22 protein-coding genes are annotated in these 23,499 nt (G+C 34.7%); 10 read left to right on the forward strand and 12 right to left on the reverse strand.

The features are described from left to right. The first annotated feature begins 679 nt into the window (after positions 1–679). The 3 genes from ACP6PM_RS04770 to ACP6PM_RS04780 all read left to right on the forward strand — a co-directional run bounded on the left by ACP6PM_RS04770 (position 680) and on the right by ACP6PM_RS04780 (position 6,729). Positions 680–4,171 (forward strand): sacsin N-terminal ATP-binding-like domain-containing protein, encoded by a 3,492-nt coding sequence (locus ACP6PM_RS04770; RefSeq protein ID WP_426582329.1) that lies wholly within the window; start codon positions 680–682, stop codon positions 4,169–4,171. A gap of 680 nt (positions 4,172–4,851) precedes the next feature. Beyond that, on the forward strand, positions 4,852–5,076 hold the full coding sequence (locus tag ACP6PM_RS04775; protein ID WP_426582331.1) for a hypothetical protein: 225 nt from the start codon (positions 4,852–4,854) through the stop codon (positions 5,074–5,076). 492 nt (positions 5,077–5,568) lie between these two features. Further along, positions 5,569–6,729 (forward strand): hypothetical protein, encoded by a 1,161-nt coding sequence (locus ACP6PM_RS04780; protein ID WP_426582333.1) that lies wholly within the window; start codon positions 5,569–5,571, stop codon positions 6,727–6,729. A gap of 151 nt (positions 6,730–6,880) precedes the next feature. On the opposite strand, the gene ACP6PM_RS04785 is transcribed toward ACP6PM_RS04780, so the two are convergent. The 8 genes from ACP6PM_RS04785 to ACP6PM_RS04820 all read right to left on the reverse strand — a co-directional run bounded on the left by ACP6PM_RS04785 (position 6,881) and on the right by ACP6PM_RS04820 (position 13,761). Beyond that, positions 6,881–7,030, reverse strand: a complete 150-nt coding sequence (locus ACP6PM_RS04785; protein WP_426582335.1) for a hypothetical protein — start codon at positions 7,028–7,030, stop codon at positions 6,881–6,883. Between the two features lie 8 nt (positions 7,031–7,038). After that, complete coding sequence (locus tag ACP6PM_RS04790; protein WP_426582337.1) at positions 7,039–7,626, reverse strand: anthranilate synthase component II; 588 nt, start codon at positions 7,624–7,626, stop codon at positions 7,039–7,041. Positions 7,627–8,256: 630 nt separating this feature from the next. Beyond that, entirely contained in the window at positions 8,257–8,766 is a 510-nt protein-coding gene (locus ACP6PM_RS04795) for a diacylglycerol kinase family protein (RefSeq protein WP_426582339.1), read from the reverse strand. A gap of 103 nt (positions 8,767–8,869) precedes the next feature. Continuing rightward, positions 8,870–9,427, reverse strand: a complete 558-nt coding sequence (gene ybeY, locus ACP6PM_RS04800) for an rRNA maturation RNase YbeY (RefSeq protein WP_426582341.1) — start codon at positions 9,425–9,427, stop codon at positions 8,870–8,872. Positions 9,428–9,651: 224 nt separating this feature from the next. After that, positions 9,652–9,855 carry a DUF3285 domain-containing protein gene (locus tag ACP6PM_RS04805; RefSeq protein ID WP_426582342.1) on the reverse strand — a complete coding sequence of 68 codons (204 nt, stop codon included), beginning with the start codon at positions 9,853–9,855 and terminating at the stop codon, positions 9,652–9,654. A gap of 160 nt (positions 9,856–10,015) precedes the next feature. Beyond that, positions 10,016–10,228 carry a hypothetical protein gene (locus ACP6PM_RS04810; RefSeq protein ID WP_426582343.1) on the reverse strand — a complete coding sequence of 71 codons (213 nt, stop codon included), beginning with the start codon at positions 10,226–10,228 and terminating at the stop codon, positions 10,016–10,018. Positions 10,229–10,666: 438 nt separating this feature from the next. Further along, the gene (locus tag ACP6PM_RS04815; RefSeq protein ID WP_426582345.1) at positions 10,667–11,644 is read right to left on the reverse strand and encodes an alpha-E domain-containing protein; all 978 of its coding nucleotides are present in this window, start codon (positions 11,642–11,644) and stop codon (positions 10,667–10,669) included. A 683-nt stretch (positions 11,645–12,327) separates the two neighbouring features. Beyond that, positions 12,328–13,761: a circularly permuted type 2 ATP-grasp protein gene (locus ACP6PM_RS04820; RefSeq protein WP_426582347.1), complete on the reverse strand. Its 1,434-nt coding sequence runs from the start codon at positions 13,759–13,761 to the stop codon at positions 12,328–12,330. A gap of 162 nt (positions 13,762–13,923) precedes the next feature. Here ACP6PM_RS04820 and ACP6PM_RS04825 point away from each other — a divergent pair, with 162 nt between their 5' ends. Together ACP6PM_RS04825 and ACP6PM_RS04830 are read left to right on the forward strand one after the other, a co-directional pair. Next, on the forward strand, positions 13,924–14,499 hold the full coding sequence (locus ACP6PM_RS04825) for a zinc ribbon domain-containing protein (RefSeq protein ID WP_426582348.1): 576 nt from the start codon (positions 13,924–13,926) through the stop codon (positions 14,497–14,499). Positions 14,500–15,374: 875 nt separating this feature from the next. Next, positions 15,375–15,647, forward strand: a complete 273-nt coding sequence (locus ACP6PM_RS04830; protein WP_293098302.1) for a transcriptional regulator — start codon at positions 15,375–15,377, stop codon at positions 15,645–15,647. A gap of 431 nt (positions 15,648–16,078) precedes the next feature. On the opposite strand, the gene ACP6PM_RS04835 is transcribed toward ACP6PM_RS04830, so the two are convergent. After that, the gene (locus ACP6PM_RS04835; protein ID WP_426582350.1) at positions 16,079–16,390 is read right to left on the reverse strand and encodes a hypothetical protein; all 312 of its coding nucleotides are present in this window, start codon (positions 16,388–16,390) and stop codon (positions 16,079–16,081) included. Positions 16,391–16,921: 531 nt separating this feature from the next. Continuing rightward, positions 16,922–17,344: a putative quinol monooxygenase gene (locus tag ACP6PM_RS04840; RefSeq protein ID WP_426582352.1), complete on the reverse strand. Its 423-nt coding sequence runs from the start codon at positions 17,342–17,344 to the stop codon at positions 16,922–16,924. A 114-nt stretch (positions 17,345–17,458) separates the two neighbouring features. Between ACP6PM_RS04840 and ACP6PM_RS04845 the strand changes: the two genes are divergently transcribed. After that, positions 17,459–17,587 (forward strand): hypothetical protein, encoded by a 129-nt coding sequence (locus ACP6PM_RS04845; RefSeq protein WP_426582354.1) that lies wholly within the window; start codon positions 17,459–17,461, stop codon positions 17,585–17,587. Positions 17,588–17,871: 284 nt separating this feature from the next. On the opposite strand, the gene ACP6PM_RS04850 is transcribed toward ACP6PM_RS04845, so the two are convergent. Next, positions 17,872–18,267, reverse strand: a complete 396-nt coding sequence (locus ACP6PM_RS04850; protein WP_426582437.1) for a CHRD domain-containing protein — start codon at positions 18,265–18,267, stop codon at positions 17,872–17,874. A gap of 395 nt (positions 18,268–18,662) precedes the next feature. Next, on the reverse strand, positions 18,663–18,800 hold the full coding sequence (locus ACP6PM_RS04855) for a hypothetical protein (RefSeq protein ID WP_426582356.1): 138 nt from the start codon (positions 18,798–18,800) through the stop codon (positions 18,663–18,665). Between the two features lie 825 nt (positions 18,801–19,625). Here ACP6PM_RS04855 and ACP6PM_RS04860 point away from each other — a divergent pair. The 4 genes from ACP6PM_RS04860 (at position 19,626) to ACP6PM_RS04875 (ending at position 23,450) form a co-directional block, all read left to right on the forward strand. Next, positions 19,626–19,991 carry a carboxymuconolactone decarboxylase family protein gene (locus ACP6PM_RS04860; protein WP_293098310.1) on the forward strand — a complete coding sequence of 122 codons (366 nt, stop codon included), beginning with the start codon at positions 19,626–19,628 and terminating at the stop codon, positions 19,989–19,991. A gap of 235 nt (positions 19,992–20,226) precedes the next feature. Beyond that, positions 20,227–21,171 (forward strand): EthD domain-containing protein, encoded by a 945-nt coding sequence (locus ACP6PM_RS04865; RefSeq protein ID WP_426582358.1) that lies wholly within the window; start codon positions 20,227–20,229, stop codon positions 21,169–21,171. A gap of 42 nt (positions 21,172–21,213) precedes the next feature. Beyond that, the gene (locus ACP6PM_RS04870; RefSeq protein WP_426582360.1) at positions 21,214–21,780 is read left to right on the forward strand and encodes a hypothetical protein; all 567 of its coding nucleotides are present in this window, start codon (positions 21,214–21,216) and stop codon (positions 21,778–21,780) included. Between the two features lie 1,064 nt (positions 21,781–22,844). Next, positions 22,845–23,450 (forward strand): DJ-1/PfpI family protein, encoded by a 606-nt coding sequence (locus tag ACP6PM_RS04875; RefSeq protein ID WP_426582362.1) that lies wholly within the window; start codon positions 22,845–22,847, stop codon positions 23,448–23,450. Positions 23,451–23,499 lie beyond the last annotated feature (49 nt).

Consider the following 23,499-nt stretch of genomic DNA (forward strand, 5'->3'; position numbering starts at 1 on the left):
ATGAGTAGGTAAAAATTTAGAGTTGTTTCTTGCCGTACTATTCTTTTTGATAATTACTAGAAAAACCAAGAGACTTAAAAGTTGAATAAATCGTGAAATTAAATTCTACAGATAAGTAACTTCTAGGAGGAAAGAAACTGCTGATGAGTAGGTAAAAATTTAGAGTTGTTTCTTGACGTACTATTCTTTTTGATAATTACTAGAAAAACTAAGAGACTCAAAAGTCGAATCAATCCCGAAATTAAATTTTATAGATAAGTAACTTCTAGGAGGAAATAAATTCCTGATGAGTAGGTAAAAATTTAGAGTTGTTTCTTGCCGTACTATTCTTGTTGATAATTACTAGAAAAACCAAGAGACTTAAAAGTTGAATAAATCGTGAAATTAAATTCTACAGATAAGTAACTTCTAGGAGGAAAGAAACTGCTGATGAGTAGGTAAAAATTTAGAGTTGTTTCTTGTCCTACTATTCTTGTTGATAATTACTAGAAAAACCAAGAAAGTCAAAAGTAGAATCAATCCCGAAATTAAATTCTATAGATAAGTAACTTTTAGGAGAAAATAAATTCCTTGTGACTAGGCAAAAATTTAGTTCTCCTTTTTTAATAATTGGTATACTACTCTAAGACGTTAGCCTTAAGGGCAAGGTTTAAATAAATTGGATAAACTAACAAAAATCATGGCATCTAATCCAGAAAAAATAGGTGGTAAATCTTTCTATCAATCTGAACCATTAATAGCTCGTCTTAGGGGAATTATTCGAGATTATCCAGAAGGTGTAGGGATTCTCAAAGAGTTAATTCAAAATGCTGATGATGCTAAAGCGACAAAAGTTGAAATTATATTAGATTGGCGAAGACATCAATTTAAAAATTTGCCTGACAATCGGATGGAAAAATTGATAGGACCAGCAATTTTAGTCTACAACAATCAAGTTTTTCGAGACCAAGATTTTGAGAGTATTAAAAGTTTAGGGCAAAGTAAAAAATCCCAAGATTTACAAAAAACTGGTCGCTTCGGAGTGGGTTTTAATGCTATTTATCACGTCACGGATTTTCCGAGTTTTATTTCTCGGCAAAGTCTAATATTTTTTGACCCTCACGGTGCTGCTATTCCGGGAACTTCTCGACAGGAACCGGGGAGAGAATGGAATATTGCTGTTGAGAATTGGTATGAGCAATATCCTGATTTTATGAGGGTTTATGAAGCAGGTGGGTTGTTGTTTGGTACTGAGGATTTTCAAGGAACTTTGTTTCGTTTGCCTTTAAGAACGGAAATACAAGCAAAAAATAGTGAGATTAGGAAACAAGCTTTCACGGAATCTAATGTTAGGGAATTGATTGAGGAGTTGGTTAAGTCTGGGGAGGAAATTCTTTTATTTCTCAAGTCAATTACGGAAATTCGGGTTTATGAAATTCCGGCGGATGGTAATGGGGAAAAATTGGAAGTTCTTAGCATTGTTACTAAAAATATTTCTGAGGTAGAAGCTGCTAGAAATAAATTATTATCGGCTATTCCTGATGATGTGGATTCTCTAGTTCAACAGTGTCAAAATAATCCCGCTGCTTTAGTTTCAATTTCTTACCGCCACGAAATAGAAACTGTCACGGCAGAAAGTACAATAAATTCAATTTGGAGAATAGTAGGAATTATTCGGACTGATGCTGAAGGGTTATTGGCAAAAGTTATTCGAGCTATGTATGAAAGTCAAGAAAAAGTAATTCCTTGGGCAGGTGCTGCTGCCCGAATTTCTAGCAGTAGTAGTGATGGAAATGTGAGGGAAGTTAAGGGGAAAATATATTGTTTTTTGCCTCTACCTTTAGAGTCAGAATTACCGATTCATATTAATGGCTTTTTTAACTTAAACAGTTCTCGTGATAATTTAAGTAGTGACAGTGGGCAAACAGGAAAAGATCGTCCTAGAGCAATTTGGAATTATCTACTTGTGCATCATGTTGTTGCTCATGCTTATGCAAATTTAATTACCGCTTTAGTAGAGGATATTGGCAAGTATCAACCACAAAAGTTATATGATTTTTTCCCGACAATAAAAGTTACTACTAGCAAAGCTTTAGAGCAACTATATATTTTTGTAATTAGGCTTTTATATGAGCGAAATGTTATTCAATCTGGTGTGGAATATTTAGAGGCAAAACAGAAAAGTGGGAAACAGGCGATCGCTACAAAAAAATGGATTACTCCCGCAAAAGTTAAGGTGCTTCCTAAGAGTTGGCAAAGAAAATTAGTTGCTCCTTTAAGCGCGGATGAAATTGATATTTCTGAACCTCGAATACCAGATAAAATTTTGTCTGCTTTTGCGGAAGCTGGTTGTAAAGTTGCTGAGTTGAAACCTGTAGATTTAAGGAATCATTTGAGGATGAATCAATCTTTAGGTTTGCCATTAAAAAATGCTCCTAAAGCAAGTCTGAAAAATCGGCAATGGGTAATAGATATGCTTGGTTATTGTGTGGAGGATAATTCTCAAGATTTGTGTGGTTTACCATTAGCTATTTTGGCTAATAATTCTCTGGAAGTATTTGGCTATGGTGCCAGAAATCCTATCTTTATTCCTACCTCGGAAATTCAAAGAGAAATATTTGTCGATTATCCAGAATGGTTTCTACATTCAGATTTGTGTCAAGGAATAAATCTCTACAGAAAAGAAGGAGTTTCATATATGAACGCCACTGAAGTTGCTAGAAATTTAACTAATATTGTTGATTCAACTGAGTGGCAACCTACTGGAGAAAATCCTCCTAATGAAAAGTGGTTAATTTTGGTTTATCGTTATTTTACAAACGAGAATTTACCTGTAGATGAATTGAAGAAAATTCCATTAGTTCCTGGCAATGATGATCAGCTTTATCGAGGTGGTTTAATTGAAACTCCTTTGTTATGTAGAGATAATATTGATGTAGAAATTATTGCAGCAATCAAATATTTTGGCGTGAACTTAATTGAAGTATCTAAAGAACTTGAGGAGGCTATTTTCAAATTTTTTGATAGATATCCAGAAACACTAATTTGGAAAGTTACAGCACCAGATGTTTTAGATAGTTTATATGGAATTTACGAAAGTCAAGGTTTACCAATTTATCACCGACAGCACTATACAACTTTGCTAAATTATTTTGCAGATAGTCTCTGGTTAAACGGGGATAAGAAATATAGTCCTGCCAACAAAGAAAAACTAAGTAAGTTACCAATATATTTAACAGTTACCGATGAAATTGTTAGTCTGGATGAGGAAAATATTTATCTACCTGCTGAGGGATATCAACCACCAGAATTTATCGAAAATTTCCGACTTTTAAAATTAGGCGTAACTAAATATGAGTGGTTGCCACTTTTTAAATTTATTGGCGTTCCATTTTTAAGTAAAGCGCGATTAATTACTGACTGTTTGTTGCCGGAATATCCTACCCTGGCTCACGAGGAACAACTAATAGTATTAAGTTGGATTAGAGATAACTTTGGTAAAATTCAAACAGAACTAGAATCAGAAACAAACAGTCAAAACTTTGACAGATTTAAACAGCAAATTAAATCCGCAAGTTTAGTGCGATGTAACGACGGAAGATTACGCTCGATAGAATCAATATATAGTCCGGAAATTGAAATAGTACCTCAAATTATGGGAAGTAAAGCTGCAATTCCAGATATGAATTTTTACTCTGATAAATCTGATGAGTGGCTTAACTTCTTTGTCGAGTTAGGCATGAAAAAAATTCTGACTGTGGCAGATTTATTAACATCTATAGATAATTTGATTCAGAAAGCAAATCGTTTTGGAGTAGATTCTGTCTCTGAATCTTTACTCAATATTTTTGACTATATATTAGATAACTGGGAAGATGTGAAAAGTGAAAAATTACTGCAAAGTCTCCGGGAAAAATATTGGCTACCCGCTGAAAGAAACCCAGAAGTCTTCAATCAATATGCTGCTGCTTTAATACCCAAACCTAAATTATACCGTCCCCAAGATTTATGTTTGATTGAAGAAGCACATTTAGTAGCTAGTCAAAAACCTATATTTGCTGGAAAAACTGAATTACTAAAAGAAAAAAATCGGCGCGAACTTGGTTTTATAACTGTAGAATCAAATATGGTACTAGACCATTTCGAGACAATAATTAATTGGGGAGTAGGAAATAGGGAAGATGGAGAGTAGGATAGGAAACAAGTAAAAAAAATTCTACACTTAGTCAAAAGCAGAAACTACATATACCTCTATATTTCCCAAACAAATTTCCACAATTGTCTCAAGAAATTTCAGAGGAAGGCAAAATTTATGATTCAGCCAACCCCAATTTTATCGACTACTCAAAAATTCCAAAAGAGTCAAAAGGATAAATTCCACCTACCTCTTTTTTTCCCAGAAAAATTTCCACAACTTCCCCTATAAATTCCAGAGCAAACCAGAATTTATGATTAACCAAACCCAAATTTCATCGACTACTCAAGAATTCCAAAAGAGTCAAAAGGATAAATTCCAGCTACCTCTATTTTTCCCAGAAAAATTTCAGCAACTTCCCCTATAAATTCCAGAGCGCACGAGAAATTACGATTCAGAAAACCTAAATTTCATCGACTACTCAAAAATCCCAACTCAGTCAAAAGGAGAAATTTCACCTACCTCTATTTTTCCCAGACAAATTTCAGCAACTTCCCCTAGAAATTCCAGAGTGAGGCAAAAATTATGATTACCCAGACCTAAATTTCATCGACTACTCAAAAATCTCAATTTAGTCAAAAGGAGAAATTCCACTTATAGCAATGAGCACTCAGGTATTTACAAGGCCCAGCTCAAAGTGCATTCTACAAAAGGCGTAAAAAAAATAATGTGTAAATATGCCAGCGCACATTGCTATACCTCTATTTTTCCCAGAAAAATTTCAGCAACTTCCCCTAGAAATTCCAGAGCGCACGAGAAATTACGATTCAGAAAACCTAAATTTCATCGACTACTCAAAAATCCCAACTCAGTCAAAAGGAGAAATTTCACCTACCTCTATTTTTCCCAGACAAATTTCAGCAACTTCCCCTAGAAATTCCAGAGTGAGGCAAAAATTATGATTACCCAGACCTAAATTTCATCGACTACTCAAAAATCTCAATTTAGTCAAAAGGAGAAATTCCACTTACCTCTATTTTTCCCAGAAAAATTTCCACAACTTCCCCTAGAAATTCCAGAGTGAGGCAAAAATTATGATTCAGCAAACCTAAATTTCATCATCTACTCAAAAATCTCAATTTAGTCAAAAGGAGAAATTCCACCTACCTCTATTTTTCCCAGACAAATTTCAGCAACTTCCCCTAGAAATTCCAGAGTGAGGCAAAAATTATGATTACCCAGACCTAAATTTCATCGACTACTCAAAAATCTCAATTTAGTCAAAAAGAAAAATTTCACCTACCTCTATTTTTCCCAGACAAATTTCGACAACTTTCCCTAGAAATTCCAGAGCAAACCAGAATTTATGATTTAGTCATAGTAAGAATTTAACTTCTAACTTCTGAATTTTGAATTCTGAATTCTTACTTCCCTGGCACTCATAACCAAAAATAATGAATAATAATTTAGTCAACCTAACTTCCATTAATGCTATTTACGATTACCTGTATAAACATTTTGTAGATAATCGAAATGTGACAGAACAACAAAAATTAGAAATTCAATCTCGTTTCAGTCATCACCCTTGTTTGTGGGATGAATCTAATAATAAATTCTGGCAACCAAAACATACTTTTCAAGTCGAAGTTCCTTTTTTTGGTAGTCGTCGTATTTGTCTGACTATTTCTCATCCTTTAGCAGAAGTTTATCAACTTTTAGGACAAAGAACATCTCCGACTCTCACAGACTATATAGACTTTATTCAAGAAATAGCTGAAGAGAGCGTTCGCGACAGCGGAACGGAGTTTGATCGCTCACCTCTAAATGATGCAGATAAAACCTGTATTATTCAAGTTTTTCAACGTTTAGAAGCTCAATTATACTTAGAGAAAGGTTCTATTACAAATCTACCTATTCTGAATGCTGAAAATCAATTAATTCCTGCCAATAAAATTTTAATACCTGATGCTCATTGGTGGATAGATTATATAGATAATAGCCGTTTGTTACATCCTCAAGTCTCTCCCAAACTAGCAGAATTAGCAGGTAGTTTATCTTTACTCAAAGATGTAATTGAGATTCCTAAAAATGTTCAACCTGCTGATGAAAACCAAGCTAATAAATGGTGTATGAAATGGCAAAATACTCTTAACTCTCCAAAATTTGTTGATGGTTTACAGAGATTAATTTTTCACTACCATGACTCAGAATTAGAAATCGATCTAAACTGGTTAAAAACAGCCAAAGTTGTACCTGCCAGTCAGATTAATGTAGATTTAGTTTTGCAGGATAAAAGTTTAGTCGCCTCATCTATTCCTGGAGTTCATTACTTTGATGCTGACCAGAGAATTTTTTATCTTACTGCCAGTGTTAATAGATATATTATGCTTTGTCATTTTGCAGAAATTATTAATAGTCAACTGGGAAATTTTTCCCTAGATAATCTTTTACCTCTTGCCAGTATTATTGATGCCGAAGCTGAAAATATTAGTTTGCTTTTAGATGAATTAAGAATTAGGTCTTTTCACAATGAGGAGATTATTAATGTTGAGTTATCTCCAGATGCTACAGACACTAAAAATAGTAATAATCAAATTTATTGGGGAGCATTTTAATCAGTTATTATTTATCAGTTAAACATTTTTTCTAGTTTGATTAAAATAATAAAGTAAGAATTTAACTTCTAATTAACTAGGCAGCTTTTTAGTCTCACAGAAAAACTAACTATATATTTTGATTTAACTACAACGTCTTAGTTATGAGATTTTAGATATAGGTCTGAGCGATCGCCTCCCGATCTAGGCAGTATTGATTTAACTCAAACGTCTTAGTTAAATTTTGACACTTAGCTTCTGACCCAAGTGGGCAAATATCACTCTTCCTTCTTCCCTGTTCCCTCTTCCTTACTTCTACCATTCAAATTTTCATAATTCTACCAAAAAATTTCTCAGTAACGACTTTCCGGAATTAGTTAAAATACTTTCGGGATGAAATTGTACACCCTGAATATGAGGATAATTTCTATGTCTTACACCCATAATAGTTCCATCCTCAACCCATCCCGTAATTTCCAATACTTCAGGGCAACTTTCCCTGTCAATAATTAAACTATGATATCTAGTTGCATTTATGGGATTATCTAATCCTTGAAAAATTCCTACTTGATTATGATAAATCTCTGAAGTTTTACCATGCATTAATTCTGGAGCAGCCACAATTTTTCCTCCGAATACTTGACCGATACTTTGATGACCCAGACACACTCCTAATATAGGTAAACTTTCTCCTAATTCTTGAATTAATGCTTGAGAAATTCCCGCATCTTCTGGACGACCAGGACCAGGAGAAATAACAACTCCATCAGGTTTTAACTCCCTAATTTCTGCCACGGAAATTTTATCATTGCGGCAAACTTTAATATTAGCTGCAACTGCTAATTCAGCACCTAACTCACCCAGATATTGTACTAGGTTATAAGTAAAACTATCGTAGTTATCTATAACTATAATCAAAGTATTTTACTCCTTTATTGTAAGCATTCAGCTATTAGCTGTCAGCTCTCAGCTTTTTAATGAATAATAAATTAAGCAAGTATTCATTTAACTTATACTAAATTTTAACTAATTCTTAGAAATCTCTCAATAGCTTTTTCCTCCTTTAAAGGTAAGAAAGCTGATAGCTGTTTCGCTGCGCGACATGAAAAACAAAGTTACAACCCAGGAGGCTAGCTGACCGCTGAATGCTTACCCTTTATCCTAGATGTATTTAATCATTTTACAAATGAGCGATATAGCTACCGCACTTGATCCGCTTTTCATGTCGGCCACAGCCGAAACGCAACAGCGGAACGGAGTTCTATCGCTTATTTCTATTATGAGGTAAGTAGTTAGGTAACTATACAGTGCAAAGTTCTTGGAATAACTATTGCTAGCTAAGGCTTTCAGGGATCTCAAGGTTAGAAACTCGCCATTTAAAACTGTAGGTGCTCTAAGCCTTTTCCAGTAATACTTTCAGTCTTGAAAGGAAATAGTTTTTCATAAGAACTTTGTACTCTCCAGTACTTTAATTATAGCTGTGGTAAAAGTAATTTTTGCTGTGAAAATCAAATATTTTCAAGTCAAGGGTGGCAAACAACTTAGTTGCTAACTGCCAAGAGCAGAAATAACTAAATCTAATAAAGGGGGTAAAATTAGATAACTTGCCACAAGTAATGCTACTATTGCTGAAACTAAAACTGCACCAGCAGCACAATCTTTAGCAATTTTTGCTAATTCATGGTAATGCTGTTTAACAGTTAAATCTACCACTGACTCAATAGCAGTATTCAATAATTCCATAGCCATTACCAATCCAATTGTTAATACAATAACTACTATTTCTATAGGTTGTAATTCCAATAAAATACTCAAACCAATAGCTATAATACCGATAAAAGTATGAATGCGAAAATTACGTTGAGTCTGGAAAGCATAAGACAATCCTGCCCAAGCATATTTGAAGCTAGTAAAAAGACTATTTGCTACTTGCCAAGATAATTCTCTGTTCAGTTTTACTGTCTTTTTAGGAGTATTTAATTTGGTAGTAACAGAATTTTTCGGTTGATGTATAAAAGGCACTTCATCGTAGGAGATTGATGACTCATTCAGTTCCATAAAGTATCCACCTCAGTTTGATTTTATATGCAAGGCCCAAATAATATGAGGCTTGCTCGATTAATAGTTTATCCAAAAAGTCAAAAAGTTACTTTGAGTTTAGTCAATTGTCTGGAGTAATTTGTTCCCTAATAGTAATTCCAACAGCATGAAGCAAAAATAACTGTTGTTTAACCATCTTTTGCCAACTTTCTTCATCAAGGTGATCCCATCCGAGCAGATGTAGAAAGCCATGGACAGCTAGCCAAGCTAATTCTGTTGTTAATGGATGCCCCTGTTGTTTAGCTTGCCGAAATGCTGTTTCAATGGAAATTACTATATCACCCAGATATATTTGTATATCGGAATCTACTATTTCTAGCTGAGGAACATTTACTTCCAGAGTGGCAAAGGCTAAAACATCTGTTGGCTGATTCTGGTAACGATAGTGACTATTAAGGGTTTGAATTTCAGAATCGTCTGTTAAACGTAGACTAAGTTCATAGTTTTGAGCAACTGGAATATCTGGTTGTAGGATTTCTAGCCATTTCCGAAACCAATATTCCCAATTCTGGGAAGATATGGGACAAAAGTTATCCCAATCATCTTGGGCCTTTATTTTTGTTACTTCTAACGGAGAAGATGACCAAAAACAATCCTGAATATTTACTTCCAAATACAACCGTAGAATTCTCCTTTCCGCTAAAAAATAGGATTTTATAGCACTACGCATTTAGGGCGCGGACATTGGTAAATCCTTTTGGGTTTTCCGCTGTCGCCGACATGACACGATCCCCGACATGAATGCGTAGCATCCTGTAGGGAAACATTTGGGCACCGAAAACTGAGTAATAGATGACCTTTGATTTTTTACTTTTGACTTTTGACTTGCGCATAGCGCTATAATTATCGCGTTAGGTAGGCAAGACCAACTAAAATTCCTATAAGTGTAATGGTTGTCAGGACAAAATGTTTGAGGGATGTACCACCTTTCCTCACCATATTTCTCATAGCGAGTTTTACATAACTAGGTTTTGGTTCGGTTGTGGAAGTATTTGTTTCTGTCTCTGTTTGTTCGGAGTTTTGAGTAGATGAAGATAAATTATTCATAAAAATCAATGGGTTAAAGTTTTCGAGTAGTTGTTATTTCTCGAAGATGAGTTTGAAATTGATTAAAAAGTTAATACTACTATAACAATAACATTAAGTTTTGTATAGTTACAGCAATTATGGTTGAGATAAGAGGATTATGGTTTTTCCGTGTTTCTAGTTAATAGCAAATCTCACTCATTCTTGCCACATCTTCTTGAGAGTAGGGAGTAGGGAAATGAGCAAGTAGTCTAATGACAATTTTTGAGCTATCACCCATAGTTTCCCATCGAAGGAGAAATACTATATTATTCTTTTGCTGTAAATAGCTCTTAATATCTACACTTTTTTCTCTCTTGTCAGCTTGTCCTCCTTGTTCTTGAAGTCTAGTCATATAGAATTCGGTTATATAGTAGTTATATAGTATATGTTTATAATTCTATCTACACTTCAATCTCCCCATCTCTCCCAACTATATAAAAAGTATTTAACCGGATTTTATATCATAACCAGAAAGTCAAAAACCTACCCTTGTGAGCTACTCCCTATTACCGAAAAATTAAGGTTTAAAGCCTCTCCTTTCAAGGATAAAAAAGCGGTCGTTTGCGAAGCATGGAGTAGGATGGGATGCCGAGGTCTCCTCGCTTGGCATATCCAATCGACCAAGAAAGCGGTCGTTTGCGGAGCATTCCGCAGGATGGGATGGCGAGGTCTCCCGCTATTTCAGAGCCGCTCCGAAGTGCGCCATATCCAATCTCCCCTTGAGAACAAAAAAATTCCTTTGAACCAATCCTATCTGTTTTAAGAAGAGGTAATTATTAATTATTAATTGTTAATTATTAATTATTGAACTGTTACTTTCAGTAGGTTTGAGGTCAAAAAATGTTTCAAAAATTTGCTCTCCCGTTTGATTTATTCGAGTTTGTAAATTGTCGAGAAATTCGTGTAAACCCATTTTAACTATTTCTTCAACAGTTAAATAATCTAACTCAGAACGTAAACGACCTAATACTTTTTCTACAGGATTTTTTCTAATACCTTGAGTTGGTCTAATAACTTGATAGAGAGATCGCTCTGCTTCACTCAAACAATATTGAATTGAACGGGGAAACTCTCGGTCTAATATTAAAAATTCTACTACTCCATCAGGAGTAATTCGATGTTGCTGACGTTTACGGTACATTTCATAAGCACTTGCAGACTTCAACAATGCCATCCATTGCACTTCATCTAGTGGAGTCCCAACATCTTTAATAGAAGGCAAAAGAATATAGTATTTAACATCAAGAATACGGCTAGTTTTATCAGCTCTTTCTAAAAATCTTCCCATCCTGCCAAAATGCCATCCTTCATTATGACTCATAGTGGCATCCATGATTCCTGTAAAGAGATGTCCACCCATTTTTACCTCCTGAAAAAATTCTGGTAATTGAGAAGTTTTTAAACCACTATTAGCCACATCTTTTACCATTAAATAGAATGAGTTAACTTGCTCCCACATTTCTGAAGAAATAATTTCCCTAATAGAACGAGCATTTTCTCTGGCAAAGCGTAGGCAGGAAAGAATTGAGTTATGATAATCTCGGTCAAAAGTGAGAAATTGAATTACATTTGCTTCTGTTACTTCACCATAACGTTCTTGGAATAAAGCCAAATCTCCAGTAGTAATAACTATAGGTTGCCACTGTTGAACCAAACTAGGAGAATCTAACAGTAAATTTAGATTAACATCAACAAACCGAGCAATATTTTCTGCCCGTTCAACATAACGATTTAGCCAATAAATTGAATCTGCAACGCGACTTAGCATAATTAATTTTGATTGAAGAATAAAGAAGTAATAGCAAATATTCTATAATTTTTGCTATAGCAGGGAACAGGAAACAGGGAACAGTCGGAAAAACATTTCTTAGTCTAAGATTCATCATCAGTCTATGTTCTAATCAATTTTTTCTTAGCTATATATATTCTGAAAAAGGTGTTAGGTGGTGCAGGAAAAATAGTAAAATATAAAGTAATTTTCCACTCAAGTATAAATAATTAATAAATTGTATTAAGAGGGAAGAAGGAAGAAGGAATAACAAATAAATATAGCATTTATATCTTAATAGCAATCAGAAATCAGATGTAATAATTTTACTGTTCCCTAAAAGTCTATAATATAGGGGTTCTCATATTCATAAAATACAGTTTATTTTCGGTTACCTGTTCCCTAAAAGTCTACAATATCTGACAACTAAAATTTTTCCTTATAACTATTAGGAAAAATGAATTAATCAAACCCTACAAACCAATATCTCAGTAACAATATTAATTACCTTGATTATAGATATTTTATCAAAATAATTTGGTCTAAAATCCAGCATTTTCATGCTAAATGTTTTTGGAGGATTGCTCAGAATCAGTGTTACAAAAACAACTTCTTACTTCTGATTTATGACTTCGTTGAACAGGTAATTATTGTAAGTAAAAGTATTGCATTTAATTGAAAATTCAATCACATAAAACCCAAGTATCTTTACTCCCCCCACCTTGGGAAGAATTAACAACTAAAGAACCTTTTTTCATTGCCACCCTAGTCAAACCACCTGGATGAACATAAATTTCTTTACCATACAAAATATAAGGGCGTAAATCAACATGACATCCTTCAAATTTATCCTCAAATATAGTCGGAACTCTAGATAAAGATAGAGTAGGTTGAGCAATATAATTACGCGGATTAGCTTTAATTTTTTCTGCAAATTCTGCTCTTTGTTCCGCAGTTGATTGAGTACCCACTAACATCCCATAACCACCAGCTTCATTAGCTGATTTAACCACAAGTTTATCTAAATTTGCCAATACATAATCTAACTGTTGTTTTTCCCAACATAAATATGTAGGAACATTAGGTAAAATTTGCTCTTCGCCCAGATAATAACTAATCATTTGAGGCACATAAGCATAAATAACTTTATCATCCGCTACACCAGTTCCCAAAGCATTAGCAAGGGCAACACGACCATTACAATAAACCTCCATTAATCCAGGTATTCCTAATAGAGATTCAGGATTAAAAGCTAAAGGATCTATAAAATTATCATCCATACGCCTGTAAATAACATCTACTCGCTGTAAACCCTTAGTAGTTCGCATTTGTACATACCCATCAGCAACTACTAAATCTCTACCTTCAACCAATTCCACTCCCATTTGTTGAGCTAAAAATGAATGTTCAAAATAGGCAGAATTATAAATACCAGGAGTCAAAACTACCACAGATGGATCTGACAAATAAGACGGCGCCAAATTCAGGAGAGTTTCTAATAAATAACTAGGATAATTATCAACAGGTCTAATTCCTAAAGCAGCAAAAATTTGCGGAAACGTAGTTTTCATTACCCTACGATTTTCCAACACATAAGACACACCAGAAGGGCAACGCAAATTATCTTCTAAAACAAACCATTTACCATCTTTATCCCTAACTAAATCTGTCCCGGTAATATGACACCAAATTCCTCCCGGTGGTTTTAATCCTATACAAGGTTTTAGAAATCCAGAAGCAGAATTAATTAACTCTAGAGGAATAATTCCATCCTTTATAATTTTTTGTTCCCCATATATATCTGCAATAAATAAATTAAGAGCATGAATTCTTTGCTTCAAACCTGTTTCTAAAAAATCCCACTCCGAAACAGAAATTATCCGTGGTACAACATCAAAAGGAAAAATACGTTCCGTACCTTGACTATCACCATAGACATTAAAAGTTGCCCCAAGCTTCATCATTGCCATCTGTGCAGCTTTTTGTCGCATCAATAATTCCCCTGTGGAGAGAGAATTAATTATTTCTATCAATAATTTAGCTTCTGGGCGAGGTTGATTTTTGGTGATGAAAAGTTCATCATAGAATTCACCTGGATCGTAAGAATCAAATCGCACTGTTTTTCTTTATAATTTCTTAACTACTTCAGCATTTAATAATTAAACTTTTATTATTATATGAGTAACTATAAAATTTACATGATTTAATAACAATTTTATAAGATTGTTATTATGTATACAGCAAGTGGAAATAAGTAGGAAAAATTAGGTGTAAAAATTATGGCTTATAAATGCGAACTTGGTAATGGCCAGGAAGTTTATATAGAAAATCAGGGAGTACAAACTGTGGTAATTCTTGCTAGTGGTGGCCCTGGTCAACAACAACAGGCAAGTACAGGTTTTCAAACAGGTAAATGGACTGTACCACCAACTTTGTTTAGAACTGCTACTGGGGTAATTTTGCGGATAGAGTCGGAACAGGGACAGTCATTTGTACAGTTACAAGCAGGTGGAATAAGTACCATGAGTGGGACACCTGCTTTGGGTAATGCGGAGGTTTTGTCACTGCAACAAGTGGAGATTAGACAGAGCCAAGGTATGCCACCTATGGAACCGATGAAACCTATGGAACCAATGAGACCTATGGAACCAATGAAACCTATGGAACCAATGAAACCAATGAAAATGGGTGATATGGAAATGAATATGAACCCAATGCAGATGCGAATGGGTAATATGTCAATGCAAATGGGTTCAAATTCATCTGCAACTTCCGGAAAGCATTTTTGTTCGCAATGTGGTGCTGCGGTGGCACCAAGCGATCGCTTTTGTTCAAATTGTGGTTATCAATTGTAATTTCAATATTGCAATTTCATCAAATGAAATATTAAGTTTGCTGAGGAGTTATTTTTTGACTCCTCTTCAAGTTGATGTTCAGTTGAATACTTATAAATAATAGCAATTGTATAAAATATTGTGGCAGTCACGACACAGGGAATAGGAAATATTTAGAGTTTGCTGAAAAAGTATTATGGTTGAGGGTAGAATTAAGAATGCGCGAATTAAGAATTAAGAATTTAGAGGAGTTAGGAGGAAGAAGTATCCCTTGATTTTTCTATCCTTAATCTACTCAAAACCCTAACTTTTTTAGCTCCGTAGACCAAAAACCTTGCACCTTTTTTAACTCTAAAAAAGGCTAAAATATTTACAGGTAAAAGCTTTGAAAGTTAATCAGCAAGCCCTATTTAATAGCCTTTCACAGAAGTCATGCATTCAAAAGTCATGCCTTTAAAGGTAAGATTTTATATGCTCAAAATTTTGATGTTACAGTAATTTCAGCAAATTATTTCACATTGGAGTCTAAGATAAGTAGTGTAGCCTAAGTTGATGAAATTGGTATAACTAGGAACAGGTAGAGAGAAACATCAGAAAAAAGAGGCAAAAAAATTGAAAATTTACAATTTATGCCAGGTATAAATTTTATAATTATAGGAATAAATCCTCAATTATAAGATGTAACTTCTATATAGCAATCAGGAATCAGATGTGACAATTGAAATATTTCTTAAAAGTACAGAATATAGCAGTTATCATATTAATTAAGATATATTTTTTTCTTCTTCCCTGTTTCCTGTTCCCTAAAAGCATCCAATATCTCACAACTTAAGTCATATTAATATATATGAATTTTGTATAATTTTAATCGTAGAAAATAACCAGGAAAATAAACTATGAAAATCGACATTGATATAATGACTCGCTATTTACACAGAATGCGAAATCAACCAGGATGGGATTCTCTCAATCAGGTTGCTGCATCTTTAAATATGGATAGAGCTACATCTAGGCGCTACACAAAAACAGCAGAGGAATGGGAATTAATTGAGCGTCAACAGTTAGAAAATCAACCCACTCAAATTCAAGCAACTCAGAAATTGATGAAATTAGAGCCTGGAGAAGTTAGAAAAATTGTACAGGCAAATTGCCAGGAATTTCAGTTTTAGAGATTGATATTTTATTGATAAATATTAGCTAATATTGAGAGGATTTTGAATCCAATAATTTCGGAACACAGAACGAAAATATTTATTATACTAAATCACAAAAAGTTTAGTATATATCTTTGGAGTGTAGGGAAGCGGGAGGTAGAGAAATAACAACCAAATATAGCATTAGTATTCAGAAATGGTATTAGATCATATTTGTTTAAATACTTAATAATAAAAAACTTCCATTTTGTAGGTTGAATTGTGCAAAAGTGCTGTTTTGAGGGTTCCCCCATGAGCAACTTTCGTAATAAGACAAAAGAAACCCAATAGAGACTTATAGTTGTTGGGTTGCACTACCACTTCAGCCAACCTACCGTATTATAAATGATTATCTAAACATAATATCACTTTTGGATGAGTGCCTTCTGCGTAACAGTATAGTCTAACTATTTATCAAGAACACTACAAATCAATTCACCCGCACCATTGGATGTAAATTTCACAATCTTACCATTTTTTTTTATTTTCTCTTGAGTGCGACAATTATAAATTTCTAATGGTTTTCTAACATCATTAATACTAACTTCTGTTCGATATTCCCAATGATATTTAGCACTGCGTTTAATACTAAGAATACAAATTTTATTGCCATTGTAGTTACGACAAAAAAATGCTGCTGCGGGTCGTGCAACAGCAAATAAAAATATTAATGATATTAATAATAAAATAATGTATTTCCCAATTGATAAATTTGTCATATTATAGAAATTATATCAAATCCAATTATACAATACAGTTAACGTATTTGCTACTAAAGATTTCTTACAAACTTTTCTTTGTCGGTGACTAGAAAACTACTTAATAAGACTTGCTGAATCAAGGGATGAATCTTTGCAGAAAAGGTAAATCCCATCTTTTACTTCCTCTTTCTCTAAAACTATAATTCATCCCGGAAATATGCAACGCCCTCCTTATAAGGCGGTTTCATTAATGGATAATGGATAATGAATAATTACTTCTGGTTAAAACCGAGAGGATTGAATTATCAGGAAATCACCTGTTCTTTTCTCTTGGTCGATTGGATCTGGTTAGGTAACCCATCCATACCATCCTAACGGAATGCTCCGCAAACGACCGCTTTTTATCCTTGCTCATGAGAGGCTTTAAACCGAATTGATTAATTATCAATTATCAATTATCAATTATCCATTATCCATTGGTAACTACACCCGCTTATTTTGATTTTCAGAAGCTATAATTTGAACCTTTAACCAAGTCTAAAAATCAAACTATTCCAGTCCAAAACTCAAATTGTTAATATCATAAACTCTAACTTCTGCATCTTCAGCTAAAAGTTCTGGTATTTCTTTAATTAAAGGTGTAATGTAAGGTTGCTTAAGATGGGAATTAAGAGCTTCTCGATTTACCCATTCTTCAAAATACAAAAAGGTATTAGGATTATCAAACTCTTCATATAAAGTATAGCTAACATTTCCAGGTTCTTTGCTAGTTTCTTCAAAACCAGGCTTGGCTAATTCTAAAAATCTTTCTCGTTTCTCTGGCTTAATTTTATATTTTCCTGCCAAGACTAATGTGATTTCTTTATCTTTTGGATTTTGAGATAAACTGGTTTGATAACAACCTAGAGTAAGAAAAACAAAAATTATGGATAGAGCAAATGTAATTATTAATCTCAGGTGACTTTTCTTCATATAGCGCTCCTAAATAATAGGGTAAAAAATCGGCCTTAGTAAACAAATCAATGATTTTGCTAGATTAGTAAGTATAAGTAGGTTAGCATTAAAAATTGGTGGTGGTGCATAGTAATGGTAAAGCAAGCAACGGGAGTGTGGGGAGATGGGGAGATGGGGAGATGGGGAAATAGGGAGAAATTAAAAAATATATATCCTCACCATTACCATGCAGGACTACCTAAAAATTATTGTTATAACTAGACAAGAGGCAACAACAACAGCTAATTGGAGTGAGGTTCTCTACGGGGAATATGAAGTGCAGAATTACTTCCGCAAACATCCCGAAAATTTTCTAATAATGGCAAACAAATAGTGATTAAAATTAGCCTTCTGACAAAGAATTTCAAGATATGCTGACCAATCACTAATTTTATAAAATCGCCCAATAATTTAGTAAAAAAATAGATGAAGTCTTCAACTCCAACTGTATCAGGTGCAACATCTGGTAAGATTGCTAGAACTTCACCAGTACTTGTAATCTGAATTTAAGTAGCATCATTTTTAGGAGTAGAAGTAATTCCATCTAATTGAGCGTGAAAAGAGCGAATACCTTCATTTAGAATTAGTTGACCCCGGAGTTCTCCATCTGGATGATTAACAGTATGAATGTTAACACGATAGTCATCTGATAAATAGGCAGGAATTTCAGCATTTGTTAACACTAATGAACCACTGAAACTTCCAGAAGCATCACCATTATCAACAACTGTGAGATTACGGACAATTGAATCTGTTAACTCCGAACGTCCCCAATCTAAATGAATGGCACCAGGAAGGTTTCCTTGCGTATCAATTTCTCCTCTGGTAAGTAAAGGACTCCTTAAATTACTAAATGTTCCTGTAATCTCTAAATCACTAAAGCAATAAATATCAACAAGAATTTAGTTAGATTTAGTTGTATCAGTAAATAACACTTTAGCTGATTGAACAGAAAAGATCAGCCTGTCTAAGTTAAAAAAATCAGAAAATCCAATTTATTAATTAATTATTTATTAATTAGTTTAGTATCCTAAGTACAGGACAAAAATTGAAGAGCGTGGCAAAAATCAGACTTGTAAGCACAAAGTTAAGATATTGTAAAGTATAAACTATAAATTTCCATTCTGTGCAGTCTACACTTAATACCCATGGCTCTAGTATGTCCATCATCGCAACAATTAATTTAGCGATCGCGTCCGTGGAACGGAATTCGAGGGCGTAGTAGTCTAGTTCAAATTGTCGGAAGAATCTTTGTCCATGTTTCTAGTTTGATGAAGGTCTTAGCATTACCCATAAATTATGTTGCTACCTCTGTGAGATTCACTGTTTTGACTAGCAATAAGGCCATCAAGAACATGGCCAGAAAACTTGGTCTAGCTCCATGCCATTCTAAATCAAGTTTCAATGTTTGCCTAAGTAAATTAACCTGATTCATAGGGTTTCATTTATTGTTATTCCAATTTCTCTGAAACCCTTTTATTCCCAAAATTTTGCAAGTTTTGTACCGTACTTACGATTAATGTCAGCTAAGGTGATAATCTAGTTGATAGGAAAAATTTTGGCTACAAATACATAGATTTGGTTCACACCTGAACAGCAAATTGAATTGCTAAAAAGTGTGGACAATCAATTATTTAGTATCTTAGTCAATTGGCCGCCATCTGCTGATTAGAAGGCTAATCAATTCCTAACTTAAATGTTAAGCTGTTCAATAAAGCGATTATACTAGGCAATATTAATGTGACATTGCTTTGTAGCGCTCGGGCAAACACAGTCTGGAAACTTAAAAAACGACGGTAGGAAAGTTCCCAGAAGATTTATCCCCTGGTTGAATAAGGACACGGGGGTAATAAAGCGGAGTAAAAGTCTGCTATAATGATGTGAGTAAAAACAAGGTTTGTCGCCATGAAATGACCGCTAGTACGGTGAAACTAAGGCTCCCAGGATATGGAGACTATATTTCCGACGACGGCTGTTAGCTCCCCATTCCACAGGAAAAGCAAGTAAGCAGGTAAAGCAGCGATTTATTGCTCCAACACCGCCTAGTAAAACCACTCAGAAAGCTACAAAAAAGGAAGAGCTTCACAGCTAGATTTCTGTCCATGCCGAGCCAGGAGTGTAGGAGTCTGTTGATAGGCTGGAAGCAAATATGGATTTATCCCCTAAGCAGTGGGTTAACCACAGAATTCAGGGTGTTTCAACCCCTGGAGATGTCAAACCCAAAGACCATAGCAAGTTGGTAAAATTAAGCGAATAAACTATGTCATACAAAAATGCAGTTCTAGATGACAAAGCACTCCAAGAGGGCTTAAATAGTATCAACCCTAAATTTGGGGACTTTTGTACTCGTGTAGCAGGTGAAGCATGGGGTCTACCGATAATAGACCAAAAAACCAAAGCTCTAATTACAATAGCAATAGATGTAGTTAATCAAGATCATGTCGGTCCAGGAAACCCATTTGGTGCTCATGTTAAGATGGCAATGGCTCAAGGAGCAACTTTTGAAGAAATAGAGGAACTACTAGTATTCACCTGTGTTTATGCAGGATTTAATAAAGCAGCAGGTTGCTTCGGTGCTCTCGGAGAATTAAAAGAGGAATTAAACGAATTATTCCCACCAAAATAACCAAAATAATCATAATTATTTTGATCGGTATTCGGTTAACTGGAAGTATTATCGATTTGTTCTGTATAGATGTGCCAGAGATTTAAAATGTTGCTAGAGAACTGAGTAACAGACTGTGCTAGCATAGTTATCGTTGAGTCAAAAAGCTAGACTCATCACCTTCAAAAATGTTTACGTCAGTTCAGTAGAACCTGTAGATAAATTCCTAATATCTCAAAAGCAAAGGCAGCAAACTATGCTATCAACTCTGCTTAAAAAAGGAGAAAGGGCTGATTATTCTAGTCGTGACCAGGAAGCACAACTAGCTTTCTATGTTCTCCTGTGGAAACGAAAAGGAATAAGCCTAGAACTATTTTATAACTATTGGAGAGACGTTCACGGACCAGTTTTTGCCCGTCTACCAGCTCAGTACCAATATTGGCAATTTCATTTAGCCCATAATGAAGGGGGTATATGGCCTAGTATCGGAGATTTAGTGGATGCCTCTTCTGTGGAAGAAAATATTGATGGAATTGCTGAATTAACCTTCAAAACAGTAGAAGACCGGGAAACATGGTTCAAAGCGACAACTATTTTCACTGACGATCAGCATAACATCTTCAGAAAACTCATAGGTTATAGTACTAGCCCTGGTAACTCTATTACTTTTAAAGATGGAATTGAAAATGGTGCTCCTAACGGCCATCAGGGGTTAGAAAAATACCACTGCATGATTAGGAAAGCTGAAGGAGTAAGTGTGGAAGATTTTCGCGCATACTATAAAGATCAGTTTGCCCCAGCTCTAGCCAAAATGGATCGTGTGTTAAAACTGCGATTACATCTATTTGATGAAGTTGATAACACTAGCCCAGATGCAGGTGAAGGTGGAGTATCCCACTCTGAACCACCAGAGCTAAATTATCAAGCTGCTATAGAAATAGCTTTCTGGAACCGCTTAGAGCTAGAACTATTTTTTGTATCTAAAGAATATCAAGATTTAGTGAGTGAACAAAGTAAGTATGCTAGACAAATAAGACCATTTCCAGAAAGAAGTGCTTACAAATTTGTCAATGATGGTAAAATGACCTTGGCTGGTCAGCGAAGCTCAACAGTGGCACAGTTAATTATGGATATTGGAGCTGCCAATCAACTACAAGATGATGTAGTCGCTCTAATGTTGACTAATAAGTTCACTCATTAATTCTTAGTTTTAACTAAGCAAAAAACAACTAACGGGGATATTATGCGCCAACGCACAAATTACTACAAAGACCTAGCAGTAGATTACTCTCGATCCACTCCAGTAGCTGCTGATGTTGCCACAGAGATGATTGCTCTAGCAGAAAAAATCATTGCCATGAAAGAAGCAACATTACCAGCGCTCGGTCCTGACTACACATTAGAACAAATAGAGAAAGAAAATAAAGAGTGGTGGCCTACTCATTGTGAAGCTTTGAGGCAGGGACGCGGTGATATTCTCACGGCAGAATATTATAAAGATTTAGTCTATTTGTGCCAAGACGGACAATATTTTGGTCTAGAGGAACAAAAAGAAAGGGAACAGCATTGGTGGGCGTTAATTTCTCAACCAGGAGTAATTATGTGCTGGCCAATAGTTATGTTTTCTGGAGAACATACATTCTTTGAGTGGAAAAGTGTAGACCTTGAAACTAACGAAACTATCGCTAAGGGAAATGTAACTTGGGTACGTCGCGGTCATCGCGGTGGTTGCTACTTAAAAACTGAACAATTAACGTTCTACCGGGATGTATTTGCACCTGAATCACTGTTGAAGTTAATTACCACATAACTAGATAGTCGAAACTAAGGGGGTTGAGAATAATTTCAATCTCCCTGTTAATTATTTGGGCACAGAAAGTATGAGGTATTGTAATCATAGTTTGATAGTACTATCAAGTGCAAAGGTAGAGCGTCAAATTATAATAGTTAGTTGCGACTTTAATATCAAGTTCGGATAATTAGTTATAATACTGTAGTGGACTGACACTCCTAAAAATGTAGTTGGGTACAACAAAGCGTGTTAGGGTAGCTTATCCGCAGGATCAACCCAGCAAAGCGTTACTGGTGTTGGGTTACCCTGCGGGATCTTACTACTTTCCTCAACCCAACCTACAGCTATTGCAAAATTTTAGATGTGTCAGTTTAGTAAGTTGGCAAGTAAGACACAACCCAAAATACACATATTATTGTTGGATTTTTCTTGGGAGAAGCAAGCTTCCTTGAACCCTACCTACCCCCTAAAAAAGGTTGATATCCATTCTCAGAGTTGGTATTTAAATTGAATGTCGGGAACCTAAGTTTTTTAGCTGAATTGAAACTAATGAGGAGTACCTAAATAGCTATTTTTTGATTAGACGACAAACTGTAAAATTATAGTTATTCATAAATTTTGGCTAATCAATTTATCAAAATGTTGCTTGAAGACCCGCGCTCTACATCCCCCCTTTGAAAGCTATCCCTTATAAGGAACTCCTAAAATCCTCTGATGATAGGGAGATGGGGGGAGTTTAGCCTCTAATTAAATACGTTTACTCTCCTATCATATCCATTGAATCGTAATAAACATAACCTTTTTCTAATGTCTAAGTTTTATCTTAAGAAAGATGTTTATAAAGCATAGCTAAAAAAGGGGTGCGTCCTATGGGAAAACCAATCAATATTGCGGTTTAACACATAATATCTTAAAAATGTCAAAAATTAATTCGTAGTGTCGTGTCAAGCTAAAAGTAGTGCAATAGATTTTTGACTAAAAGTGTTTAAAAATCATCATCGTACCATTTTTCTAAAGTAACATTTAAGGCTTGACACGACAGTAGATTATACACTATAAAGAAAATCAGGAGCAAGAAAAATATGGCAACAGCAACAAAAGGTAAAATTGGAGTTTTAATTGAAGACCATTTCGATTCTACAGAATATCTGAAATTTAATGAATTTTTCCCTCAAAAAGGCTATGAAGTAGAATATATTACTCATCTGTGGGGGCAAAAAGAATTACATTTTGGCTCTAACCCAGAAAATAATATTGTCGAACAACAAGTTACTGTTTCTACAGAAGTTAATGATATTAACCCCTCAGACTATAAAGGGATAATTTGTATTGGCGCTTACGCTATGGATAGATTGAGGTATCAGGTAAACCCCAAAAAAGGTGAACCAAACCAAGCTCCAGCAGTAGCATTTCTCCGCAAAGCTGTCAATACTGAAAATGTAAAATTAGGAGCAATTTGTCATAGTTTATGGCTATTTTGTGCCGACAATGAAATGATTAAAAATAAAAAAGTTACCTGCGCTCATAACATTATTTGTGATGTCGAAAATGCTGGAGCAGATGTAATATTTGATGGAGATCAAACAGCAGATTTAGTAATTGATGGTAACTTAATTACGGCAAAACATCCAGGGGTGACAGATGAATTTATGGAAAAATTTGTAGAAGCGATCGAAGCTAACAATTAATATTGCTTTTTGTAGTAGCGGTAGGTTTTATATCAAATCCGGTAGCATT

Origin of the sequence: Dapis brunnea BLCC-M229 (assembly GCF_050015995.1) — a bacterium.
Lineage (GTDB): Bacteria > Cyanobacteriota > Cyanobacteriia > Cyanobacteriales > Microcoleaceae > Trichodesmium.

What these genes read in the sequence shown, in the direction of transcription:
- ACP6PM_RS04770 (WP_426582329.1), top strand. Translation starts at nt 680, where the DNA reads ATGGCATCTAATCCAGAAAAAATAGGTGGTAAATCTTTCTATCAATCT.
- ACP6PM_RS04775 (WP_426582331.1), top strand. Translation starts at nt 4,852, where the DNA reads ATGCCAGCGCACATTGCTATACCTCTATTTTTCCCAGAAAAATTTCAG.
- ACP6PM_RS04780 (WP_426582333.1), top strand. Translation starts at nt 5,569, where the DNA reads ATGAATAATAATTTAGTCAACCTAACTTCCATTAATGCTATTTACGAT.
- ACP6PM_RS04785 (WP_426582335.1), bottom strand. Translation starts at nt 7,030, where the DNA reads ATGGTAGAAGTAAGGAAGAGGGAACAGGGAAGAAGGAAGAGTGATATT.
- ACP6PM_RS04795 (WP_426582339.1), bottom strand. Translation starts at nt 8,766, where the DNA reads ATGGAACTGAATGAGTCATCAATCTCCTACGATGAAGTGCCTTTTATA.
- ACP6PM_RS04805 (WP_426582342.1), bottom strand. Translation starts at nt 9,855, where the DNA reads ATGAATAATTTATCTTCATCTACTCAAAACTCCGAACAAACAGAGACA.
- ACP6PM_RS04810 (WP_426582343.1), bottom strand. Translation starts at nt 10,228, where the DNA reads ATGACTAGACTTCAAGAACAAGGAGGACAAGCTGACAAGAGAGAAAAA.
- ACP6PM_RS04815 (WP_426582345.1), bottom strand. Translation starts at nt 11,644, where the DNA reads ATGCTAAGTCGCGTTGCAGATTCAATTTATTGGCTAAATCGTTATGTT.
- ACP6PM_RS04825 (WP_426582348.1), top strand. Translation starts at nt 13,924, where the DNA reads ATGGCTTATAAATGCGAACTTGGTAATGGCCAGGAAGTTTATATAGAA.
- ACP6PM_RS04830 (WP_293098302.1), top strand. Translation starts at nt 15,375, where the DNA reads ATGAAAATCGACATTGATATAATGACTCGCTATTTACACAGAATGCGA.
- ACP6PM_RS04835 (WP_426582350.1), bottom strand. Translation starts at nt 16,390, where the DNA reads ATGACAAATTTATCAATTGGGAAATACATTATTTTATTATTAATATCA.
- ACP6PM_RS04840 (WP_426582352.1), bottom strand. Translation starts at nt 17,344, where the DNA reads ATGAAGAAAAGTCACCTGAGATTAATAATTACATTTGCTCTATCCATA.
- ACP6PM_RS04845 (WP_426582354.1), top strand. Translation starts at nt 17,459, where the DNA reads ATGGTAAAGCAAGCAACGGGAGTGTGGGGAGATGGGGAGATGGGGAGA.
- ACP6PM_RS04855 (WP_426582356.1), bottom strand. Translation starts at nt 18,800, where the DNA reads ATGAATCAGGTTAATTTACTTAGGCAAACATTGAAACTTGATTTAGAA.
- ACP6PM_RS04860 (WP_293098310.1), top strand. Translation starts at nt 19,626, where the DNA reads ATGTCATACAAAAATGCAGTTCTAGATGACAAAGCACTCCAAGAGGGC.
- ACP6PM_RS04865 (WP_426582358.1), top strand. Translation starts at nt 20,227, where the DNA reads ATGCTATCAACTCTGCTTAAAAAAGGAGAAAGGGCTGATTATTCTAGT.
- ACP6PM_RS04870 (WP_426582360.1), top strand. Translation starts at nt 21,214, where the DNA reads ATGCGCCAACGCACAAATTACTACAAAGACCTAGCAGTAGATTACTCT.
- ACP6PM_RS04875 (WP_426582362.1), top strand. Translation starts at nt 22,845, where the DNA reads ATGGCAACAGCAACAAAAGGTAAAATTGGAGTTTTAATTGAAGACCAT.